This window comes from Rhizobium sp. LjRoot258 (assembly GCF_964254185.1).
Classification (GTDB): domain Bacteria; phylum Pseudomonadota; class Alphaproteobacteria; order Rhizobiales; family Rhizobiaceae; genus Rhizobium.
Map to the genome: position 1 here is coordinate 90,401 of NZ_CAXUST020000004.1, position 20,233 is coordinate 110,633.

Sequence of the window (20,233 nt, forward strand, 5' to 3'; positions counted from 1 at the left end):
TTTAATTGCCTTCAAATTCCGCCCAGCAGGATGGCGTTTCGAATACCTTCACGGAATTCAGTTCGTCGAGCAGCGGCTTGACCTTCTGCCAAATCCAGACAGCGATATTCTCCGCCGTCGGGTTTTCAAGACCGTCGATATCGTTGAGTGTATGATGATCGAGGCTTTCGAGAACCGGCCCGAAAACTTTCTCCACATCAAAGAAGTCGATCACAAATCCAGATTGTGGATCAACGGAGCCTTTGAGCTGTAGTTCGACCCGATAAGAATGCCCATGCATGCGATGGCATTTGTGCGTTGTCGGCACATTCGGAAGTCTGTGGGCCGCCTCAAATGTAAATGCTTGTGTGATTTTCATGGGATCCCGATCATTTTGTGTGTCTGCAAGCTGAGTCGCCAGCGGGGATTTTCAAGACAAAATGCCGTCACTGCCGCGATATTCTCGATCTGATCTGGCCCGTCCATCGGCTGCAGGAAGTAATGCTCGAAGGTGACGTCGGGGAGATCGTCGGGAAGCAATTGCGCTTGCGGGTAAACCAGTTTCAGTTCGCTGCCGGATTTGAGATTGAATGGCGCGCCGGCCTTCGGACTGACGCAAATCCAATCGATGCCATCCGGCGGGTCGATCGTTCCATTGGTCTCGATTGCGATCTCGAAACCGTGTTCGTGGACCGCCGCAATCAGCGCATCGTCGATTTGCAGAAGAGGTTCGCCGCCGGTGAAGACGACATAGCGCCTGCTCTCCACGTTCCCCCATGTCCGAGCGATCGCCGAAGCAAGCTCGCCGGCGTCACGAAACTTGCCGCCGCCTTCGCCATCTGTCCCGATGAAGTCCGTATCGCAGAACTGGCACACCGCCTTATGTCGGTCTTCCTCGCGGCCGGTCCAAAGATTGCAACCAGAAAAACGGCAAAATACCGCGGCGCGGCCAGCTTGGGCACCTTCTCCCTGGAGCGTCTTGAACAACTCCTTGACAGAATAGGTCATGATAGGCCCACCAGTTTTCGCGGAGCAGTCTCGGATGTATCCGTCGCCTGGCTACGGCGGCGCTTGATGTCAGCTCGAACAATGCCAACCAGGTACTGCGCAAGCGTGACGATGTCGCGATTGACGTTCTGAACAGACTTCCAGTTGCGCCTGTCGTTTTCGCCGAAGTTCCATTCCCCCGACGTCCAGGCTGTGTTGTCGATCAAGCAGGCGAGGCCCTTGGAAAACTCATCTGATGTTCTTGCCCCGTCCAGCAACGCCAGCAGTTCCATGACATAGCCAAGCGACATGATCCCAGCGCCATGCACCAGCCGAGATGTCTTCGGCGTATGGTCGACCCATTCTTTTCGGAAAACGTATTGAACAGCGCCATAAAAGTCGCTGATCAGTTTAAAGCAGAGGTCGGCGCCATCGGGCTCGCGAATGAGTTCGCGCATGACGCCGTCGCTCAACGAATTTATGATGACACGCTGGATTGCGGTGTCCCTGATGATGCCGGTGGGATTGGTGTGTTGGTACACCTGTCCCTTCAGCAGAGACTTGTCGTCGTAGTTCAAGCGCGCAGCGATATCTGCGGCAACAGACCGGTCGCCGAGGCGGCGCGGCAGGCCGGTGACTGTTGGCAGCAGTTCGTAGATCAGCGATTTTGGCAGCGGCCGAGTGTTGTTGATCAACACGAACTGCCGGCGGAGTTCTTCGTCGTCGCGGCAAATGATTGCGGACACGAAGACCTGGAAATCTTTCTCGTGGACCTGACCGAGTGCTGTGAGGCGCTGTTGCCCGTCGACGACCATGCCGGGAGCACCGGCGGCGATGTCGATTTCAACCGTGCAGCGCCCGTCGGCGCTTGGGTCGAACACCTGGACGCTGTTTGTGAAAGCAACGACGATCGGGTTCGGCAAAATTGCTTCCGGCTTTTCCAGGTAGTCGCGGATCTCCCGAATATGGCCGGCGATCTGTGGACGCTGAAAACCGCTGAGCGCGCCGGCATCATCGCGTGCGACCCGCTCGATAACGGCAAACTTCTGGAGATCAGACGCTAGCGCTGCAAATGAAAGGACTGTGTGCGCTTCGCTCTGTCTGGCTCTGATCGCTTGGAATTTCAATATTGTCATTTCGGCCACTATTATTTGGGAGTTGGTCGACCAGGGCATCGTAGACGCCCAGATTGTGAATGCCGCGCCGCTTGTTGCGATTGCTCGCTCGAAAGATCACGACTTCGATCGAAAGCGCAGAACAAATGGGGCACCTGCACCGCTTCCAAGGCCTGTCGCGGAGCGTTCGCTCGTAGCGATCGCGAAGGTCCTTGACTGCCTTAGCGCCGGGTAATTCGTCGATCGTCGTCCCCATCACCGCGGGCGTGGCATAGGCTAGGACGCTGTCGAGCGTCTCTTCCAGTTGCGCTTCGCCTTTATCGTAGGAGCGCAGCGCCGCCAGTGCGGTTTTTTCCATTGAAACAAGCCGCTCCTGGTTGAGTGACCCGCGCTTTGCAAGTCGCTGCAGCTTGGGGTTTTCAAGCGCCTGAGGCACGCGGATGGCTGTGTAGTATTCGAGTCTGCCGCTCTTTGTCGGAAGGAAGTAGTTCGCCTTCGCATCCTTGAATGCGCGGATCAACGGCGACGTCGTGTCGAAACTGGTAATGTTGAAAGAGCCGAAGGTGTGGATCTCATCAGCCTTCGCAAATCCTAGAATATGAAGGCGGGTACTTTGCGGAATGGCGTCCCGGATCGCTGTCAGGCAGGATTTGATCTGTGCCGCCTTCAGGGGAACAGTACCGCCGAGTGCCAGATAATCGTAGCCCATCGCGACCAGACGGCGCGCGCTCTCGGCCATGCTTCCAGGGGACCAGCCTTGAATGACGCCCATCGGCGTGAAGCGGTTTGACATATGCTGCGTTGCCGTCCGAAACGCGGCCGCATTCTCAAGCGTGATCTCAAATCGCCGGCGTGCTTCTTCAGTGCCGCCTTCAAACCCGGTAAGGCTCTCGTCGAAATCGAAAATGATATGGTCGACCGAGCAGCCGTGGGTAAACCGCGCATCGTCGTAAAATTCAGCCGTGTCCTCCGGTGTGTAAGGAGGCTTATCTTCCTTATGATATGTAAACGCGCCGCAATCGCCAAAGATCGGCAGATGTTGGAATGCTGGCTTGTCGAGGCGGAGAAACTCCCGCGCGCCTACCCGCCGGAAGCGCATTGACTGTGCTTCCGTATATTTTCCGCCCACTGCCGCGCCGCCAACGATGCCGCGGGAAACGAGCATGCCTTTGTATGGGGCGTATCCCATGATCTCGTGCGGATAAGCGTCATCCCAATAGGGCGTGCGGCCCTCCGAATAGCGGTCCCGGAGAAAATCGTAACCTGGATCGACGTGATCGAGACTGTCGGCAAAAATGAACTTCATCGTGTCGGCCTCGATAGCTTGCGGTCGAGTTGCATCAGGTGCTCAGCAAGCAGTCGGTTGTGCTGCGGGGTGCCCTGGATCTCATTCCACTGGAGGCCAAGCCCCTCCCAAGTTCCTTCCGTCCAAGCGCAAAGGGGCGCGATCCGATGCAACGCCTCCCTGACTTCGGCCTCCGGCGTCGCAGAACTATCGGCACGCAACATCACCTGATCCATCAAAGCGCCCATTGCCTTGATGCCAGCAGAATGCATCAGCCGGCTTTCCGTCGGTTGTTTGCCCCATGCCTCCTGAAATACGTCGCGGACGGCCGTCCAGTATAGGGCAAGTGCCTCGTACATCGCGTCGGGATCATAGGCTTCCGCCGAAAGCTTATACTGGTGCAGAGCCCCATGAGGGCCCTTGAGGTTTTGCTTGATCGCATCAATCAAAGCCGTGTCGTTGACGACGCTCTGCTCATCACCGGCATCGGAGGCACGTCGGATCAAGCGGTAGAATGGCGACTTCTGCTGCCGATTGAGAAGATTGCAAAGTTCGCTCGGCAAACGATTGGCGGCAAGGTCCTTTGGCAGGAGTGACCCGACTTCAGGGAGCAATTCGTTGATCAGCCGGACGTCCAGCGCTTTGACCTTGTTGACCAGGATAAACTGTTCCCGATGGACCTGCACATCCTGTGAAACAAAGCCGACAACCGGCACGGGGAAACGACTGTCTTTGGCTTTTGCAAGCGCCAGGGACCGCTGTTGGCCGTCGACGATCCAAGCGGCTCGCTTGCCGTCCTCAAAAAGCGGAATATTCAACGTGCCTGAAACGCCGACTTCCGAAAGCCCTTTTGGCTTCGGGCCGCGTGAGACGTCAAATGTCACGTCGGATGAAAGAGCAAGGGTAATAGCGTTCGGGAAGAGGACCGGGCCACTGTCTAGAAACTCAACGATGGCCTTGACGTGGCTTTTGATTTCCTTGCGCTGGAAGCCCTTCAGATCCTTTTCATCGCGATGGATACGACTAATGTTGGCAATCCGCGTCAGATCCGAGCCATGCAGAAAAAACGCATAGACGTCGATACGATCGCCTTGTTGCGTTTTGACCGCCCGGACCATCAGATTGTCTTTGACGCTCTTCATAGCGCCCTCTCTTCGCGGATCTCGGCTGTTAATCTGGCAAATCGCTTCTGCTCGCAGGCGATATTCAACTCATCTCGCAATATCCGAAGCAGCTTTGTCGACCGACCATCGGCGCGCGACCAGTGATCCCGGACGATGGATTTAAGATCACGATCCGACATCCGCGTGCCCAACTTGGAAGAAGGGCGATCCCATCCGGCAAGCGCGATCTCAACGAGTTCGGCATGATCTTTGGCTGTTGCAAGCGGCGCAGTGGCGAGGACGTTCTCAACAAAATGGCGAACGGCACGGGACGCGAAATCAGACCGGGTGCCGGGCAGAGTGCTTTGCGGGCCGTCCAGGCGGTCATCATAAGGAAGTCGGATACCCTCCAGACGAGGGTTCAGATCGGGCACGTCGCGACCGCCGACAATCCTTATCCTCTCACACAATGCGTCCGAAACGCCCTGAAGGGCCGGAGCCACCATTCTCAAATAGGGGGACGGAAGTGCGATTATGATGAGGCCGCTTGATCTGTCGAACAGGTCGTTCATCGTCTTGTGCCCGCCAAGCGCCGCCCACCAATCGGCGTCGCCATGATCCTGGAGTTTGTCCAGGATGCAATCTTGGTTGCCTCTGGAAACCGTCAGATTATAAGAGGGTATGTCTTGCTGGCTGTGGATGAGGCCGAGCCCGGCCGATACGATATGGAGTTCGGCCTGCGCGGAGTCCGCCGCTTTTTTCGCTTCCACAAATGATCGGCCGCAATAAATATCCTTTGCCGGAGCCACGGTCTCGACAGTTGCAACCTTCGCCATCCAGGCCTCGGCCACTTGCCCTACAGTGCCGATCGGCAAATCTCGGGCGCACAGCAAAGGATTGGGGGTAACCCGCTTTCTTTGCGTGCAGGCGGTGAGGATTACGGGCATAATGGGCGTCTCTGTGGGCGTCACCCATTTACTGGAGCAACCTATGTCGGTAGTGACATAACTGCGCTGCAGCATTCAGGTCAATACAGAAACTGCATCCGGTCTTTGGTCTCCCCAAGAAACTGAACTCTTGATTTTCGACATCGCAGTTATTGCTGGCTGGCAAGATGGCTTCTATCCGCGGGTAGCAGGACGGCGCATCCATCCCGTACGAGGCTGCGTTGCGCTATCTCGTGAGATGATCAAGGACCAGAGCAGCGTCGCCCAGCGTCTTCACCGCGAGCCTCGCGAGTGGCTTGGTCGCGAACTGCTTGTACCCTGACAGATTGCTGTTGGCGCCATCGCCGTTTGCATCAATCCAGGCACGGCTGCCTTTGGGCTCCTTCTCCACCCGTTCGATCGTTGAAGGCAGATCGCGCGGCATTCCCAGACGAACGACCCACAGATTGATGCGATCCGCGTGGTCGAACTCAACCCCTAGGGCCCGGCCACCGCGCCTGCTTTCGAACACTTCAAGATGCGCCTTCCTGCTGGTATCGCGGGCACTGGACACTTCTACAAAATCGCGGCGCAGACGTGCACGCAGAGCGCCTTTAAGGTTCTCGATTTCGGATGTTGTCACGGCATGTCTCCTGAATGGTCGCTTGAGAAGTGGTCGGAATGGGTCCTCTCTTGTGTCATTTATTGAACAAAAACAACAACAGATGCCCGTCTCTTGAGATTCTTTCGCGACCGTATGACTGTGTCGCGGTTGTAATGCGTCGTAGACTTAGGTTTTCAGCGCGGCCATAGCGCAATTGACAATCATATCAGATACTTGGCCGAGGCCTTGTACGGACACGCTGGTTCGGCTCCTTTCAAGGCGGTCAATCTCAATCTGGAGGTCGTCGTCCGCTTCGAAGCGGCTCGATTGGCTTTGTCCCATCAGGCAATGGAGCGAAAAGCTCTGAGATATCACATGATAGAGCCGTCGCGATTTTCTCCAACGTGACAACCGTCGGATTTTTGCTACCGCGTTCGAGGTGGCCAGCATAGGAACGCTCGATACCGGCTGTAAGCGCAAGATCGTCCTGCGAGATTCCTTTCGAAACCCGCAAACGTCTGAGATTCATCGAGACTCTCTGCCGTGCATCCATGGCGGGAAACACAACATTTGACATTCTATGAAACCACGTATTATAGAGCTATGAAAGCAATCTGAGCGTGAATCGTCGGACGTTGCGCAAGCGGTTGTTCGACCTTGCACAGTGGAAGCCTTCATGGAACTACGCCAGCTCTCCTACTTCGTTGCGGTGGCCGAGGAACTGCACTTCGGCCGGGCGGCTGCCAAGGTGCGCATCGCCCAGCCGGCGCTATCCAATCATGTGCAGGCGCTGGAGCGGGAGCTCGGCTGCCAGCTGTTCATCCGCTCGACCAGACGGGTGGAACTGACCAAGGCAGGGGCGATCTTCTACGATCGCTGCGTCGGGATCTTGAGCGAGGTCGATCTTTCTGCCGAGATCACCCGGGCGGTGGCCGGTAAGACCATCCGGCAGATCAGGATCGGCACCGTCTATCCGGCGACCACCGGCGTGCTGCCGGCATTTCTCTCGAAGATTACCCGCAAGTACCCGGACATCCGCATCCATATTTCCAGCGGCAATACCGGCGACATCATCCGCAGCCTGGAAAGCGGCCGGATCAATCTCGGCTTCATCCGCCCGGTGGAAAACATCGGCTCGTTGCGCTTCTTCTCGATCGCCCACGAGCGCTATCTCTTGGCGGTGGCTCGGACGAACCGGTTGGCGGGACAAGAGGAGATTGGCATCGACGATCTGCGCTCCGAGAAGATCATCGCCTTCAATCGCCAGAACCTCTCCTACACCGAGCGGTACTTCAACGAGAAGTTCGACGAATACGATCTGACCCGCAACATCGCCTATAGCTGCGACGACACCTATTCGCTGATGTCGCTGGTTTCGGCCGGTCTTGGCATCGGCTTTGCACCGGAGTGGACCGAGGGTCTGCCGAACCGGGCCTTCGAGCTGAAGACGGTGAGGGGGATCGATTTCAGGATCGGGCTGGGTGTTGCCTGGAATAAGGAGGACCCAACCGCCTCGCGCGATGACATCGTCGATATAGCACGGTCGTTGGCGAGGCCGGGGGCTCTCAACAGGGTTGGGTGAACGATCACGTCCCCGCCGCGGGCAAAAGGGGTCACAAGGGCGCCCTCGCGTGCCACCGTCTCCCGACAAATTCTGCCAGAGGTATGTTGCGCGCGCAGAAAGACCTTATTTGCCAGGGGCCAATAGCTGTTTGAAAATCCACTCTTCAATGGCGTTACGTGTCACGATGCCTTCGAAACGACCGGCCGTGTCAACTAGCAAAGCGACATTGGCTTTAGCCAATCCAAGCTGCTCGTATGCATTCCGAACGGAGGTGTTGCGTTGAATAACAACAAGCTCGCCAAAGTCGCTTTTCTGCTTGGAATGCCGAGTCCGTAAGGGCCCGACCAAATTGAGTGGTGATGACCTCGGTGAACGCGTTGTCGAAAAGAGGCGCCTTTCCTGGAACCAGGATAGAATTTACGATGTCGGTCCTCACCGAAATGAGCTCTTGAAGAGCGCTGGACTTTACCCGGCCAAGAGGGCGATCACGCTCGTCAATTACGACGAGCCCCTGAAAATGTCCGCATAGCAGAGAGCGTCTAACTGCCGAGGCCGCCGTGACCGCGCGATTTTGATCATCAATCGAGAAGCTCGAGCGGGGAAAATCGCCGACTCTGATGACGAAGTAGGACCTGCACTCTCGACCAATAGCTTCGTTGGTAAAACGAGGTTTATTTGCCTCTTTTTCGGAAACAAGCAGATCAGCAGCGGCGGCGACCTGCACGATAGCACTATCGCTGATGCCTTTGAATTTAGCTCCAAGACGAAAAGCGTTAATCTCCTGAACCCCCCCTGCGAGAAGTAGATACACCACGGTCGGACTTAACAGAATGACGACCCGGGAAACCTCTCCTAGGTCAACGTGTATCTTCTTCGCCACCCGAGCGATATCAAGACAGCAGCGATAACGACAGTCATTTTGTCTCCCAAAAAAATGATGGCGAAGGCAGTGGCGCCTAGACAGAAGCATCTCGACGATCTGTGGCGGCAAGATCCGAACTGGCATGACCCCCGACAAGACAAACCTAGTCTTTGCAGCGTTTTATAACGTTCCGAGTATGCAGCTTTAAGGGCGTCCAAACTCCCTCGGCTGACTTTCTGCAGCCGCTCGTCGGTTTCCATTTTCGACTGATTGACATGCTCGTTGAGGAACAGCCAGACCGATAGGAAGTTCGTTGAACAATACTAAACCGACCTTCGAATTTCGCCTTCCGATCTAAGGGATGAAAAAAGCCCTTCAAGCGGCTGTTGCCGGAATGCTTCTGCCTATGATCGCCATCGCGCAAAGAATGGAGTTTCCTTGTTGGATGTTTGATGCTGCGGAAAGGACGGCCCAATAGATCGCCCCCGGTCCAACACCAACGAAGTCGGTGTGGTTTCTCATTGAACGCGGGACGGCACTATCACCGGCTCAGTGGAATAGCGGGCTATGAGCGCGTTGGCTAGCGGACTAGCGGCCGGTTGCGGCTCTAGCAACTTCTGCTGCGCGCTCACGTATATCGGCCGCTTTGGGCCTTTTCGCAAAGTTCAGCATTGACGAGAATTTCGTTCGCCTTGTTTGAAGCATCTTACAAACACGTAGAGGCTTCCCCTGGCGGCTTCAGTGGCGTTGAAAACGTCGGAAACTGGGCTGGAAGCATCTGCGGATGCAATGTCTTTGCCATACATCGCTTTCTGCACCGGTGCTGAAAGATAAACCGCTCTCACCGTGCCGTCTACCTCGGTCATATGCTGTTGTACGTCAGTCTCGAAAGCGAAGCTCTTTTTCGCATCATAATAAGTTTCCAGTCCGACGATATTCACCATGAGATCAGTATTCCACTCCAGTAGGCTTTGAAGATAGTCGTTCCAGGCTTTAGCCATTTCGGATCCGGGGGCACCGTCCAGCGCCCTGCGAGCGAACCTGTCCGCCAGATAAAGGCGTTTCCACGCATTCCTAATAAGCTGATCTGAAAACCTGGATTTCTCGTTCTCCCTTGCAAGGGTCAGAGCTTCCGACTCAGTCCATCCTAGTCGATCCGACAATTTGACAAAGCGATCGCTAAGGTCGAGAAATACTGTAGCTGTAGCACCCGCCAGGCCGGCTAAGATTACTAGCGACGAAGTACGGATCCGATCTGCCAACCGTGCCATGGATCGACGCCCCTCCCATGATTGTTTAACAATCGCATATTCATTCATAAGTGCACTACCCCCCGATGTGGTTTCGAGGGTTACAGGTCCCGCGACCTAATCCACGTTCTCAAGAAGCGCCTCAGCGGCAATTCCTAGCCCGAGCAGGACAGGACGCCGTGACGTGAATTGACGGCCTTATCGCGCCTTAGAATCGTCCGCACCGATATCACGTGACAGCAACACCATTAGTTGTCGATATTCCGTGTCGTTTTCCGGGTCAATCGAACCGGTAACCCGTTCGTTCCATTCGTCTTTCCATTGGTCGAGCAGCTTTTTCTGCACAGTATCAGTTTTCACTTTTGCATCACTGGCCACACCTTGATAGCTCGCAAAAGCCGAATCCATAAATTTAAGATAGGCTTGAAAAACGTCGGCACCCCACACTGCTTGTTGGGAATACATTTCTCTGTCAACCTGTCGCTTGAATGCGATTACGGTTTCTGGATTGTCTTCTTTCCAAGAACCCTTGTCGTTTATGAAGCAATAGATGCGATTTAACGGAACTCTGATCTGGTCATACACTTGGAGCCGCCGATCCGCGATTTTTTCCTCATGCTGTGAAATCCTTGTCTGTTTGGCGAGTTCCTGCTGCACGTAAAATCCAATCACTGCCACCGAAATTGGAATGAGATATTGCGCGACCAGCTTGGCTATTTCCAAGCTGTTCCAAAGTTGCTTTTTCTCTTCGCCCATAGTGCCCCCAGGGCGGTATCACCGCCGATGTCAAAGCATTCGCCTAATCGACAAGGCTGCTTAGAAATCGCCTCGCCATCAAATGGAAGGACGCGGAAACAAGCATGCAAATCGCTACGACAACAGCAGTCGCCCAATTAATCGGGCCTGGATTGGCTTGAACGCCGGTTAGCGTCGGCGTTAGTGCACCGGCCAAGGCAACCGAGATCGCAATACCGTTGAGATAGGCGGCCGTCAGCTTAGCTTTTTCGTTCTGCTGAGTTTTCATGTTGTCTTCCACAGATTGTATGTGACGGGTCTCTTTCCACACTGCCGGAATTAAAGCGATCTCGATGCACTGCTTTTGCGTGAACTGCGCGTCAAGTACGGGCGTCGTTTCCAACTTTAGCCAAGCTAAAAACAACTGTAAGCCTCCCTTTGTTCGGGATCATATATACGCCTTAAGAGGGTACTTCTCTACATTGACAACTAAAACGCAAACGCTCAGATCTGGGTAACCTGTGCGGGAAGGCGTGGAATCAATCTTTGCGGTGGCACCTAGTCCACCATCATCCGCAGCACAAACGCTGCCAATAACTAGTTTTCCGTCTCACAAAGGATGGACTACATGGAAGGCAAACGGATAATTCTCCTTCTTGACGGTACATGGAATGACCAAGAAGTTGGACCCACAGATACAAACATAGTGCGTCTCCAAGCAATCATTGCAAGGTCGATTGCCGTTGCCCCTGCCGAGAAATCAACGATCGATTTAGACAATTCAAGCCAAGCTCGGTTGGTAAGTGGATACACGAGCGACGGCAGGGAAAACATCGTTTACTATGAGCGCGGTGTTGGAACTAATGCATTCGATCGCATCCGCGGCGGGGCTTTTGGTGATGGTCTGGCGTTGAAAGTTCGGCGCGCCTACAAGTTTCTTTCTTACCACTACGCGCCTGGCGACGAAATCTTCATATTTGGCTTCTCTCGCGGGGCCTACACCGCACGATCCTTGGTGGGTTATCTCGGGGCGGCGGGGCTCCTGACACGTGAACATTGTTCGGCTGAACTGGAGCCAATCGCATGGAGCTTCTATCGAACAAATCCCAATGATCGCTTACCGGGGACTTGGTACCAGCTTGAGCAATTTACCCACGACCGCGACAAATTTCGGGTGGATTGCATCGCTGTGTTTGATACGGTTGGAGCTCTGGGGGTGCCTTTGGATCCCTTCTTTCTGGTGAACCGTGACCGCTTCGCCTTTCACAACGTTGACCTTTCATCAATCACCAAGGTGAATTTGCACGCGGTAGCGATCGATGAACATCGGAAGCCGTTCGAAGCGACATTGTGGCGTAAACCAAAATTCAAGCACTTCAATACTGTCACCGAACAGGTGTGGTTCTCAGGCGCTCACGCAGATATCGGAGGCGGATACGTTCCGGAAGAAATGAGAAACGACCGTTTTCCCATTTCCCTCGACGATATTGCGTTAGATTGGTTGATAAAACGGCTTAGTTTCCATTTTCCCAAGTTCCCCTGCGATCCGAAGGTCTGGAGGTCAGTTGACAAGGATTGGGCCCTGGCGCCACACCACGAGCCGCGGCGGCTGCAATACAAACTGTATCCACGTGCATTTCGCGCTATCTCTAACTATCCAATAGGACGCCTCCTGCGCCGGGAAGTGGGAGTTTCGCGTGATAGGCACTCGGAACCAATCGGTGAGATGGTGCACATGTCAACCATCGAACGACTCGGACGGCGGATAATGATGGAGCGCACAAAGCAAACGTATGCTCCAAAGAATCTCGTGTCGGTCCTAGAGAGGATCGTCGGGACCTATAGCAAACACGGGAATACAAACACAACGAGAGACGGCCACGATCTAATAGTTGTGAATTGGTGCGGGCAGACGTTAGATTCAAAGGAGCCTTCGGATCGCGAAGCAGTGCTGAACGCTGTGGCAGCTGCGCGCAGCCGCCTGCGTTGAAAATTGAGGTAGGATTGGCTTTGGCTAATTTAGGGCTTGCCGTAAAGCCGTCGTTAAGGCGGCGCTATGGCTCTTTCAGGCCATCATGAAAAAGGTCGGGAGGATCTTGCATGTCATGTATGCGAGCTCGCTGTCGACTACGGGCTCGTGGCTTGGGGTAGACGAAGCCCCTTCAGGGGACGACGCCGCTCCAAGCCCCCCAATAATCAGCTAGGAGGGACCAGTAAGGGCAGGCGCGTTTTCGATCATTTCAGGTGGAGTTGATCGTGCGCAAATGCGTACGTCCTATGGCATAACCTACTAACCGGAACGGGCCTAGTGAACCTGTCGCCCTAAATCGAGGGGTCAACGTGGGGCGAGCTTGCAATACGGAACATGAGAAACCGACCGCATCACGGTCAAGGCATAGAAACACAGCCAACGATTGTTCGCACGTCAGCCGATGGTATTAAGTCGGCTTTCTCGGAGGAACCTGGTCATGAGCGGCCGAACTTGGACGCCAGCGAATGGAAGCGCGCGTGGAACCGAACCCGACACATCGCGGCATTGGTTTATGGTGATCACACAACGAGAAGAGGACCATCGGAGCGCCGCCCGCTGATTTAGCGGCAGGCCCCCCTAGAAGCGGTCAAAGACGCGTTGCCAGTCCTTGCGTGTCATGCGGTCTGCAAGCCTAGCAGGACGCCTCGATCATATGTCCCCATGAAACCGACGCGAAACCACGAGGAAATACCTTTTTCCTTCTCATCGGTGTTCGGATAGTCATCGACGCGGGCGACGTCGTGAACGATGACATCGGTGCGGTTTTTGTCTCGAGCAGCAGCGGCGAAGGTGCGGATTGCCCAGCCGGCGCTCAGCAATCATGTGATGGCGCTGGAAAAGGAGCTGGGATGCTCATTGTTCATCCGCTCGACGCGGCGGGTCGAACTGACCAGGGCAGGGGAAACCTTCTATGATCGCTGCGTCCGCATCCTCTGCGAAGTCGATCTGACCACCGAACTGACGCGGGCCGCCGGCGGCAGTCGTCTCCGCCAGATTAAGATCGGCACCGTCTATCCGGCCACCATGGGCATGCTGCCGACGCTCCTTCCGAAGATCGCCCGCAAATTCCCCGATGTGAAGATCCATATCGCGTCCGGCAACACCGGCGACATCATCCGCAACCTGGAGAGCGGCCAGATCAATCTCGGCTTCATCCGCCCGGTCGAAAACATCGGCTCGTTGCGCTTCTTCTCGATTGCTCACGAGCGTTTCTATCTGGCGGTTGGCCATTGCAATCCTCTTTCAGAACGCGACTAGATGCCGGCAGAACCTGTCCTTCACCGAGCGCTACTTCAATGAGAAGTTCGAGGCATACGACCTGACGAAGCACATCGCCTACACATGCGATGACACCTGGTCGCTGGTGTCGCTCGTCGCGGCCGGGCTTGGCATCGGCTTTGCGCCGGAATGGACGCTTGAGCTTCCGAACCGCGCCTTCGAGTTGAAGAAGGTCAAGGGGATCGATTTTAGGATCGGGCTCGGGGTTGCCTGGAACCGGGAAGACCCAACCGCCTCGCACGACGACATTCTCGATATTGCCCGGTCGTTGGCACGGCCGGGGCGGTCTGCTCTCAACAGAGTTGAGTAGCGACGCGACCGCAATGGCTCACCGCGCATAGTCCGAGACATGCTAGCGACCATATCCTCATCCAAGGCGTCATCCTGAGGCATCGCTCTCGACTGATCCAGTATATGACGCTATTAGCGAGGACAAAGCCACGACGCTGGTCAGCGTCACCTCCCTCGGTAAGTTAAGTTCAAGGTTCTGATACATGAGAAAGCCGCAACGAAACTTCGTTGTTGAAGTCAAATCCGGCCGTCGGCGGCAGACGTCGAAACCGATCTCGATTTGGGGTAATCTGGATCTCAAAGCTGTGTCGGCTGCGGTAAGCGCTGACGTTTCAGGTGACGCCGGTCATCACATCGTAGAAAGCGCAATTTCTTCTACGCCGGTGTGTTCCGAACAGACGCCGTTATTGACACCGCCATTGGAGCAGCCAACAACGGTGTTGGCACCACAGGAGAGACTTATGGCCAACGAAACCAACGCGACTGTCAATACCGATTCCGGGATCACCGATCCTGTAACAGCGGCGGAGCCGAAGAAGCAACGTGCACCGCGCGCCAAGAAGGCGACGCCCGAGACGGCAAGTGCCGATATCACGGTGGAGACCCAGTCGCCTCCTGCACCGGCAAAGCGTGGCAGGCCGGCGCGTGCTGGCAAAACCAAGCCGATCGTCGCAAAAGCCGCACGCGGAGCGAAGCGGGTTGGCAAAACGAGCGCTGCAAAGTCCGCCCCCGCCGCGACAAACGCTCCCATTTCGGCTGCCGACGACATGGCAGAGCTGCTTCGGCTGGAGGAAGAAAACCAGATGCTGCGCAAGTCACTGGCAGAAAAGCTTCGCCAGGAAAACGCAGATCTTCGCAAGCGCCTCGGTCTTGCCTGACCAGCAGGTTGCAAGCGTGTCGGCTGCGGCCAACCGGATTCGATCCTGTTCCCAGTGACCATGAACATCGGTGGCGGATTGTCCGCCGCCGAAGCATTTCAAGGGCAGGTCGACTGCAGCGAGAAAGCGCGAGGTTGAAGAAAGATGGTGGCGTCGCCTTGGAAATTTCTCGTTGGACTAACGAGACGACATGGCAAGGAAAGAAACAGCGCCTCCATCGAGGACACATCCGATAAGCCGGTAGCCGATGAGACGCAGGAGCCGGCTCAGCTCCAACCACCGGCTGCACTGGTGCTGTCCACTGACGGTGGGCAGGACACTGCCGATCAGGTCGATGCGGATTCGCACGCCTCTGACGATGTTCCCAATATCGCGAAGGTCGTCGAAGAACCGACTGCTCCGGACAAATCAGCCTTGGAGCAAGTTGATGATCGCGCCTCCACGACGGGACGGAGACAAACCGTTGCTGTCGAGGTATCGGCGACAAGGAAGCCCCGCAAGGCGCGTGCGTTGCGAAAGAAAACCGCGCCTGCGAAGATCCAGTCGACACCATCAACGACTTCTGCCGTTTCAAACGATCTCCAGGACCTTGATGACGAGATCAGGCAGCTACGCAGCCAGCTGGCGAAGAAGCTTCAACTGCAAAACGCCCAGCTGCGAAAGATGCTGGAGCGATTTGACCAATAGATAACGAGGATACTTCTCAATCTGCTCGCAGTGATATTGTGCCGCTTGGCGGTCTCAGAGCTAGTGATGAATGTGCATCCGCTCGGCCGGTGCATCTCAGCAATTAAATCCGTACGTCACGAGTCGATTCCTCTTCGAGCGGCGTTCGCAGGCACGATCGTCCGCGGCGACCGCAATAATCGGCCTGAACAGCGGCAGACGTTTCAATTGGAGTTGCCCCATAGAAACCGGACAGGATCAGACTTCTGTTTGACAGTTTAAGAACTCACGCGGTGATCGATATCCCAATGCCTTGTGTGGGTGAAGCGTCTTGTAATGCTCGCACCACAAGGGCAGTTGGGCTATGACCGTTTCAGCGTCCGGGATGGGATTGACCTTGAAGGTTTTGACAAAGGCTTCGGCCATTCCGTTGGACTGCGGGCTGCGAACCGGCGTCGAGCACAGGAGGTCGTCCACGGGCTTTGGAAGAAGGCTGCTTCGCCCGCTCTGCGATATTCGACCGCGCAACACTTAAAGTCTCGCACACTGCCGTCATCGAGAAGTGCCCTTCGGCAAGGACAGCGATCGCAACAGGTGTTTTTTGTGTCGGTGGCGATTTCAAGGGCTTCCTTGAGAATTTCGCCTTCCATCGTCTTCTTGCCGAGCAGGCGTTGCAGTTCCTTGACCTGGTTCTGAAGGGCGCGATACCCGGAAGCCGGAACGACCTCTTCCTGCGACACGGTGGCGGTCAATGCCCCTTGAGCTGCAAGCTTGCGCCAATTGAACAATTGGTTCGGCTGGATGCCGTGACGCTGGACAACGATGCTAACCGTCACGTCTGGCTCATACGTCTCCTGAATGAACAATCCAAGGATGTAATGTTTTCACGATACATCCGCGTTTAAACGGAATACCGCGATCCGAGCAGCCAGGCACGCACTCCGGTCCCCCCGCTACTGGTGCTCCTATGGCTCCCCTGAGGATAGCCGGCGGTTGCCTAGAACAGGGAAGATCCAACCGGTTCACGCGACGACATCGTCGATATCGCCCGGTCGCTGGCGAGGGCAGGGCGGTGAGGTGACCGTATTCGGCTAATCCTCACGGTTCCGCCGCCCGTCCGCCGATCTTTGGTTTGCCGGCGTGCCGTTGAAGATCCCCGTGATGCCCGCGCCTCGCGTCCTGCCCCGGCTTTGAGGTCCTGCCGGGTCCGCGCTGCCCCGCAACGGCTTTGCCGTCCTCCACTGCCGTTGCGGCCCGGCGGGTGCGGGCCAGCGCTTGCAGCCCGGCTTTCGGACCGCCGTAGCAGGTCGCGATGGTCGCGACCTTAAACGGAGGTTCGAACATGACGAAGCAGCCAACCCAACAACGATCCGACATCTACAGCCGCATCACCGACAAGATCATCGCCGAGCTCGAGCGGGGCGTCAGACCCTGGATGCAGCCCTGGAACACGGCATCTCAAGGCGACAGGATCACCCGGCCCCTGCGCTACAATGACGAGCCCTATTCCGGGATCAACGTCCTCATCCTGTGGTCCGAGGCAATCGCACGCGGCTTCACCTCGCCGAGCTGGATGACCTTTCGTCAGGCGCTGGAACTGGGGGCTGCAGTCCGCAAGGGCGAGACCGGCACGACGGTCGTCTTTGCCGGCTCCTTCATCCGCCCCGAAACCGCTGAAACTGGCCAGGAGGTCGAACTCAACATCCCGTTCATGAAAACATACACGGTCTTTAACGCCGATCAGATTGCTGGTCTCGATGGTCGATTTCGGAAAATCACGGGGCCATCGGACCCATTCGAGCGCATCGGCGAGGCCGGTCGCTTCTTCGCCAACACTGGCGCCCTTGTCCGGCACGGAGGATCGGCTGCCTACTATGCGGCCGCTCACGACTATATCCAGATGCCATCGTTTGACGATTTCACAGACGATGCATCCTATGTCGCCATCCTCGGCCATGAGCTGACCCACTGGACGGCAGCCCCGCATCGTCTCGATCGCGACCTCAGCCGTTACGCCAAGGACAAGAGCGAACGCGCCCGCGAGGAACTGATCGCCGAGCTCGGCAGTTGCTTCCTCTGCGCTGATCTCGGCATTGTTCCAGAACTCGAACCACGGCCCGACCATGCCAGCTACATCGCCTCCTGGCTCAAGGTCCTCGCGGACGACAAGCGGGCGATCTTTACCGCGGCCAGCCATGCACAGCGCGCTGTCAGCTATCTGCACCATCTGCAGCCCGAAGGGGAGGCGGCGTGAGCCGCTTCTTCCCTCACTGGAACCGCGCAAAGGGCCGGCGCTGGGCCCAGCCTCAGGCTCTAGCGTTGGGTCGATAGGTAAGCATTCGCCGAGGACCGCAGGTTCAGGCTTTCTTGCGTGCTTTGCGTTTCCACTTGGCGGCTAGCGCATCCACGTTTTTGCGAAGGTTGACGGCATCGACTGTGGTCGGATTGTAGTCCGCGCTGCCCCACCATTCGAGAAGCTCATCGTGGCGCTCGTGAGTTTTGTCGGCAAGCGCTTCGCGGAACTCCTCATATCCCCAAGGGCCGCCGACGTCCTCTGGAGGACACCGCCCGACAACATCCAGCAGGATAGGATCATCGAGGCCAGCGATAACCGGAAAGGTCTTTTCGATCTTGACGGTGTGCGTCCAGCCATCGCCGAAGTCATAGAGGTACTTGAACGATCTCGCGCCGATATCTTCGATGGCAGAAAGAAGTGTCGCTTTGCGAGCGTCGATGGGTTCGTCAAAACCACCGTCGGGAAGGCCGAAGCCGACGTCACGGATGCGGAATTCGTAGAGATGGCTGCTGGTCCACCCGAAAGCCGCCTGAAGAACCTCATGAAGCCGGTTAAACCGAATGCGGAACGGTACGACAATGCGCCGCATCACCAGAGGTTCAACGTCATCGAGCGTGACTTTCAAACGGACGAGAGAGGCAGCCATCAGGCCGCCTGCGGCAAAGGTGTCGTCACGGTATTTGTCCAATTCCAAGGAAGCAGTTCATCGATTCGGTTTGCCGGATGATCGGCGATCCGGGCAAGGACGTCGGCAAGCCAGGCCTGCGGATCAATACGGTTCATTTTCGCGGTGACGATCAAGCTGTACATGGCTGCCGCCCGTTGACCGCCGCGGTCGGAGCCGGCGAACAGCCAGGCTTTTCTTCCCAAAGCAACACCACGCAGTGAACGCTCCGCACAATTATTCGACAGGCAGATGCGGCCATCGTCGAGGAACCGGGTAAAGGATTCCCAGCGGTTCAGCATATAGTCGAACGCTTTCGCCAGATCGTGGTCGCGAGACAGCTTGGCACGTTGATCGCGTATCCAGATCTCCATTTCGTCGATCAGCGGCTTGCTACGCTGCCCACGGGTTGCCTTCCGCTCATCCGCAGTCTGGCCGTTGATCTGGCGTTCGATCGCAAACAGCGCATCGATCCGCTGGACCATCTTGAGAGCGACCGGCGAGATGACCGCAGGGCGTTTGCCTTGCGCTTTTCGACGTGCATTCGTCTCCAGATCGGCCAGCGCGAAGAACGGCCGCCTTGCATGTGCCCAGCACGCTGCCTCATAAATCGGACCCGGACTTCGATCAGGAAGATAGAGCTGGGTATAGCCGGTATAGGCATCGGCCTGAAGGATGCCGCTATAATTGGCCAGGTGGGCTTGAGGGTGTTCGCCGGCTCGATCCCGGGAATAATAGAACATGGCTGATGGCGGCGCAGATCCGCCGAACGGAGCATCGTCTCGCACATACGACCAAACGCGGCCCGTGGCAGTCTTGCCGGCGGCCAGAACCGGCACCGTCGTATCGTCGCCATGAACCCGTTCGGCCGCAAAGGTATGAGCTTCGATCCGCCTCAGCAGTGGCTCAAGAACATGGCAGCAGGAACCGATCGCGTCAGCCACGGTCGACAGGCTGATTGGCACACCTTCCAACGCAAAGCGTTCGACTTGACGATTGAGGGGAATGTGCTGGCCGAATTTGTCGCAAAGGATCATCGCCAACAGGCTCGGACCCGCCCACCCCCTCGGGATAACATGGAAAGGTGCAGGCGCCTGACTGATCGTCTCGCAGTCGCGGCACGAGAACTTTTCCCGCACCGTCTGGATAACCTTCCAGGAGCGCGGAACGCTCTCCATCGTCTCGGTGATGTCTTCGCCGAGCTTGCGCAACCGATCACTGCCACAGCAGTGACAGGCAACCGGACCAGGCACGACAACACGTTCACGCGGCAAGTGAGCGGGAAACGGCTTCTTGACGGGCCGTTTGCGGGTGAAGCCGACGACAGCGATTGGAGCCGCCGCGGCGACGGCCATTTCGGCAGCAAGCTCATCCTCAGTGGCGGCAGCCTCGGCGTCCTCCAGCATCAGCTCCATCTGCGCAATCAGCCGTGAGGTTCGTTCCGACTTCCGGCCACGCAACTGCCTTTGAAGCTTTTCGATATGGACTTTCTGCCGAAGAATGATGGCCTGATCATCGGCTTCCTTGGCCTTGGCGACGGCAAGTTCGGCCACCGCAGCGGATCGTTCCGCCCGTGCGACAATCAGCTCTGCCTCAAGGGCAGCGGCGTAATCGAGGTGCTGTTCCGAGCCGGTTTCCATGCTCGAAGTGGACCACAAAACCGCTGATTTGCATAGCTTTTCTTCGGATTCCCAGCCGCAAATCCCGGCAAAATATGC

Annotated in this window: 20 protein-coding genes and 3 pseudogenes; 7 read left to right on the top strand and 16 right to left on the bottom strand. The window is 56.5% G+C overall.

Annotated elements, in window-relative coordinates; translation table 11 throughout:
- Position 1: 1 nt before the first annotated feature.
- The 8 genes from queD to ACSQ9D_RS33405 all read right to left on the bottom strand — a co-directional run bounded on the left by queD (position 2) and on the right by ACSQ9D_RS33405 (position 6,576).
- Positions 2-358 (bottom strand): 6-carboxytetrahydropterin synthase QueD, encoded by a 357-nt coding sequence (queD, locus tag ACSQ9D_RS33370; RefSeq protein WP_436286052.1) that lies wholly within the window; start codon positions 356-358, stop codon positions 2-4.
- Entirely contained in the window at positions 355-987 is a 633-nt protein-coding gene (queE, locus tag ACSQ9D_RS33375; protein ID WP_047519110.1) for a 7-carboxy-7-deazaguanine synthase, read from the bottom strand. Before queE ends, queD begins: the two co-directional genes overlap by 4 nt.
- Positions 984-2,102 carry a DGQHR domain-containing protein DpdB gene (gene dbpB, locus ACSQ9D_RS33380; protein WP_436286053.1) on the bottom strand — a complete coding sequence of 373 codons (1,119 nt, stop codon included), beginning with the start codon at positions 2,100-2,102 and terminating at the stop codon, positions 984-986. The genes queE and dbpB (ACSQ9D_RS33380) overlap by 4 nt, the downstream gene beginning before the upstream one ends.
- Positions 2,020-3,387: a tRNA-guanine transglycosylase DpdA gene (gene dpdA / locus ACSQ9D_RS33385; protein WP_436286054.1), complete on the bottom strand. Its 1,368-nt coding sequence runs from the start codon at positions 3,385-3,387 to the stop codon at positions 2,020-2,022. Before dpdA ends, dbpB (ACSQ9D_RS33380) begins: the two co-directional genes overlap by 83 nt.
- Entirely contained in the window at positions 3,384-4,508 is a 1,125-nt protein-coding gene (dbpB, locus tag ACSQ9D_RS33390) for a DGQHR domain-containing protein DpdB (protein ID WP_068391117.1), read from the bottom strand. The genes dpdA and dbpB (ACSQ9D_RS33390) overlap by 4 nt, the downstream gene beginning before the upstream one ends.
- Positions 4,505-5,416: a DUF6884 domain-containing protein gene (locus ACSQ9D_RS33395; protein ID WP_436286055.1), complete on the bottom strand. Its 912-nt coding sequence runs from the start codon at positions 5,414-5,416 to the stop codon at positions 4,505-4,507. Before ACSQ9D_RS33395 ends, dbpB (ACSQ9D_RS33390) begins: the two co-directional genes overlap by 4 nt.
- 226 nt (positions 5,417-5,642) lie before the next feature.
- Positions 5,643-6,038 (bottom strand): hypothetical protein, encoded by a 396-nt coding sequence (locus ACSQ9D_RS33400; RefSeq protein ID WP_436286056.1) that lies wholly within the window; start codon positions 6,036-6,038, stop codon positions 5,643-5,645.
- Between the two features lie 250 nt (positions 6,039-6,288).
- A complete protein-coding gene (locus ACSQ9D_RS33405) occupies positions 6,289-6,576 on the bottom strand; it encodes a helix-turn-helix domain-containing protein (protein ID WP_436286057.1) in 288 nt (95 codons plus the stop codon).
- A gap of 99 nt (positions 6,577-6,675) precedes the next feature.
- Between ACSQ9D_RS33405 and ACSQ9D_RS33410 the strand changes: the two genes are divergently transcribed.
- Positions 6,676-7,581, top strand: coding sequence for a LysR family transcriptional regulator (locus ACSQ9D_RS33410; RefSeq protein ID WP_436286058.1), 906 nt, complete (start codon positions 6,676-6,678; stop codon positions 7,579-7,581).
- 214 nt (positions 7,582-7,795) lie between these two features.
- Here the strand turns inward: ACSQ9D_RS33410 and ACSQ9D_RS33415 are convergent, their stop codons facing one another.
- The 4 genes from ACSQ9D_RS33415 to ACSQ9D_RS33430 form a co-directional block, all read right to left on the bottom strand.
- Positions 7,796-8,443, bottom strand: a complete 648-nt coding sequence (locus ACSQ9D_RS33415) for a hypothetical protein (protein WP_436286059.1) — start codon at positions 8,441-8,443, stop codon at positions 7,796-7,798.
- Between the two features lie 647 nt (positions 8,444-9,090).
- Positions 9,091-9,696 (bottom strand): hypothetical protein, encoded by a 606-nt coding sequence (locus ACSQ9D_RS33420; protein WP_436286060.1) that lies wholly within the window; start codon positions 9,694-9,696, stop codon positions 9,091-9,093.
- A 177-nt stretch (positions 9,697-9,873) separates the two neighbouring features.
- The gene (locus tag ACSQ9D_RS33425) at positions 9,874-10,431 is read right to left on the bottom strand and encodes a hypothetical protein (RefSeq protein ID WP_436286061.1); all 558 of its coding nucleotides are present in this window, start codon (positions 10,429-10,431) and stop codon (positions 9,874-9,876) included.
- Positions 10,432-10,474: 43 nt separating this feature from the next.
- Positions 10,475-10,834: a hypothetical protein gene (locus tag ACSQ9D_RS33430; protein ID WP_436286062.1), complete on the bottom strand. Its 360-nt coding sequence runs from the start codon at positions 10,832-10,834 to the stop codon at positions 10,475-10,477.
- A gap of 204 nt (positions 10,835-11,038) precedes the next feature.
- Between ACSQ9D_RS33430 and ACSQ9D_RS33435 the strand changes: the two genes are divergently transcribed.
- The 4 genes and pseudogenes from ACSQ9D_RS33435 to ACSQ9D_RS33450 all read left to right on the top strand — a co-directional run bounded on the left by ACSQ9D_RS33435 (position 11,039) and on the right by ACSQ9D_RS33450 (position 15,576).
- Positions 11,039-12,400 (top strand): DUF2235 domain-containing protein, encoded by a 1,362-nt coding sequence (locus tag ACSQ9D_RS33435; RefSeq protein ID WP_436286063.1) that lies wholly within the window; start codon positions 11,039-11,041, stop codon positions 12,398-12,400.
- Between the two features lie 789 nt (positions 12,401-13,189).
- Positions 13,190-14,030, top strand: a pseudogene (locus ACSQ9D_RS33440) (LysR family transcriptional regulator).
- Between the two features lie 442 nt (positions 14,031-14,472).
- Complete coding sequence (locus ACSQ9D_RS33445) at positions 14,473-14,889, top strand: transcriptional regulator (protein ID WP_436286064.1); 417 nt, start codon at positions 14,473-14,475, stop codon at positions 14,887-14,889.
- Positions 14,890-15,033: 144 nt separating this feature from the next.
- Entirely contained in the window at positions 15,034-15,576 is a 543-nt protein-coding gene (locus ACSQ9D_RS33450) for a hypothetical protein (protein ID WP_436286065.1), read from the top strand.
- Between the two features lie 237 nt (positions 15,577-15,813).
- On the opposite strand, the pseudogene ACSQ9D_RS33455 reads toward ACSQ9D_RS33450, so the two are convergent.
- Positions 15,814-16,415, bottom strand: a pseudogene (locus ACSQ9D_RS33455) (transposase); the annotation flags it as partial.
- 141 nt (positions 16,416-16,556) lie between these two features.
- Here ACSQ9D_RS33455 and ACSQ9D_RS33460 point away from each other — a divergent pair.
- Positions 16,557-16,631 (top strand): annotated as a pseudogene (locus ACSQ9D_RS33460) (LysR substrate-binding domain-containing protein); the annotation flags it as partial.
- A 22-nt stretch (positions 16,632-16,653) separates the two neighbouring features.
- On the opposite strand, the gene ACSQ9D_RS33465 reads toward ACSQ9D_RS33460, so the two are convergent.
- Positions 16,654-16,899 (bottom strand): hypothetical protein, encoded by a 246-nt coding sequence (locus tag ACSQ9D_RS33465; RefSeq protein ID WP_436286066.1) that lies wholly within the window; start codon positions 16,897-16,899, stop codon positions 16,654-16,656.
- On the opposite strand from ACSQ9D_RS33465, the gene ACSQ9D_RS33470 reads away from it, so the two are divergent.
- Positions 16,898-17,809 (top strand): ArdC family protein, encoded by a 912-nt coding sequence (locus ACSQ9D_RS33470; protein WP_436286067.1) that lies wholly within the window; start codon positions 16,898-16,900, stop codon positions 17,807-17,809. The two genes, ACSQ9D_RS33465 and ACSQ9D_RS33470, sit on opposite strands and share 2 nt — an antisense overlap.
- Positions 17,810-17,912: 103 nt before the next feature.
- On the opposite strand, the gene ACSQ9D_RS33475 is transcribed toward ACSQ9D_RS33470, so the two are convergent.
- Positions 17,913-18,497 (bottom strand): plasmid pRiA4b ORF-3 family protein, encoded by a 585-nt coding sequence (locus ACSQ9D_RS33475; RefSeq protein WP_436285173.1) that lies wholly within the window; start codon positions 18,495-18,497, stop codon positions 17,913-17,915.
- Positions 18,497-20,155 (bottom strand): IS66 family transposase, encoded by a 1,659-nt coding sequence (gene tnpC, locus ACSQ9D_RS33480; RefSeq protein WP_436284671.1) that lies wholly within the window; start codon positions 20,153-20,155, stop codon positions 18,497-18,499. The genes ACSQ9D_RS33475 and tnpC overlap by 1 nt, the downstream gene beginning before the upstream one ends.
- Between the last annotated feature and the right edge of the window lie 78 nt (positions 20,156-20,233).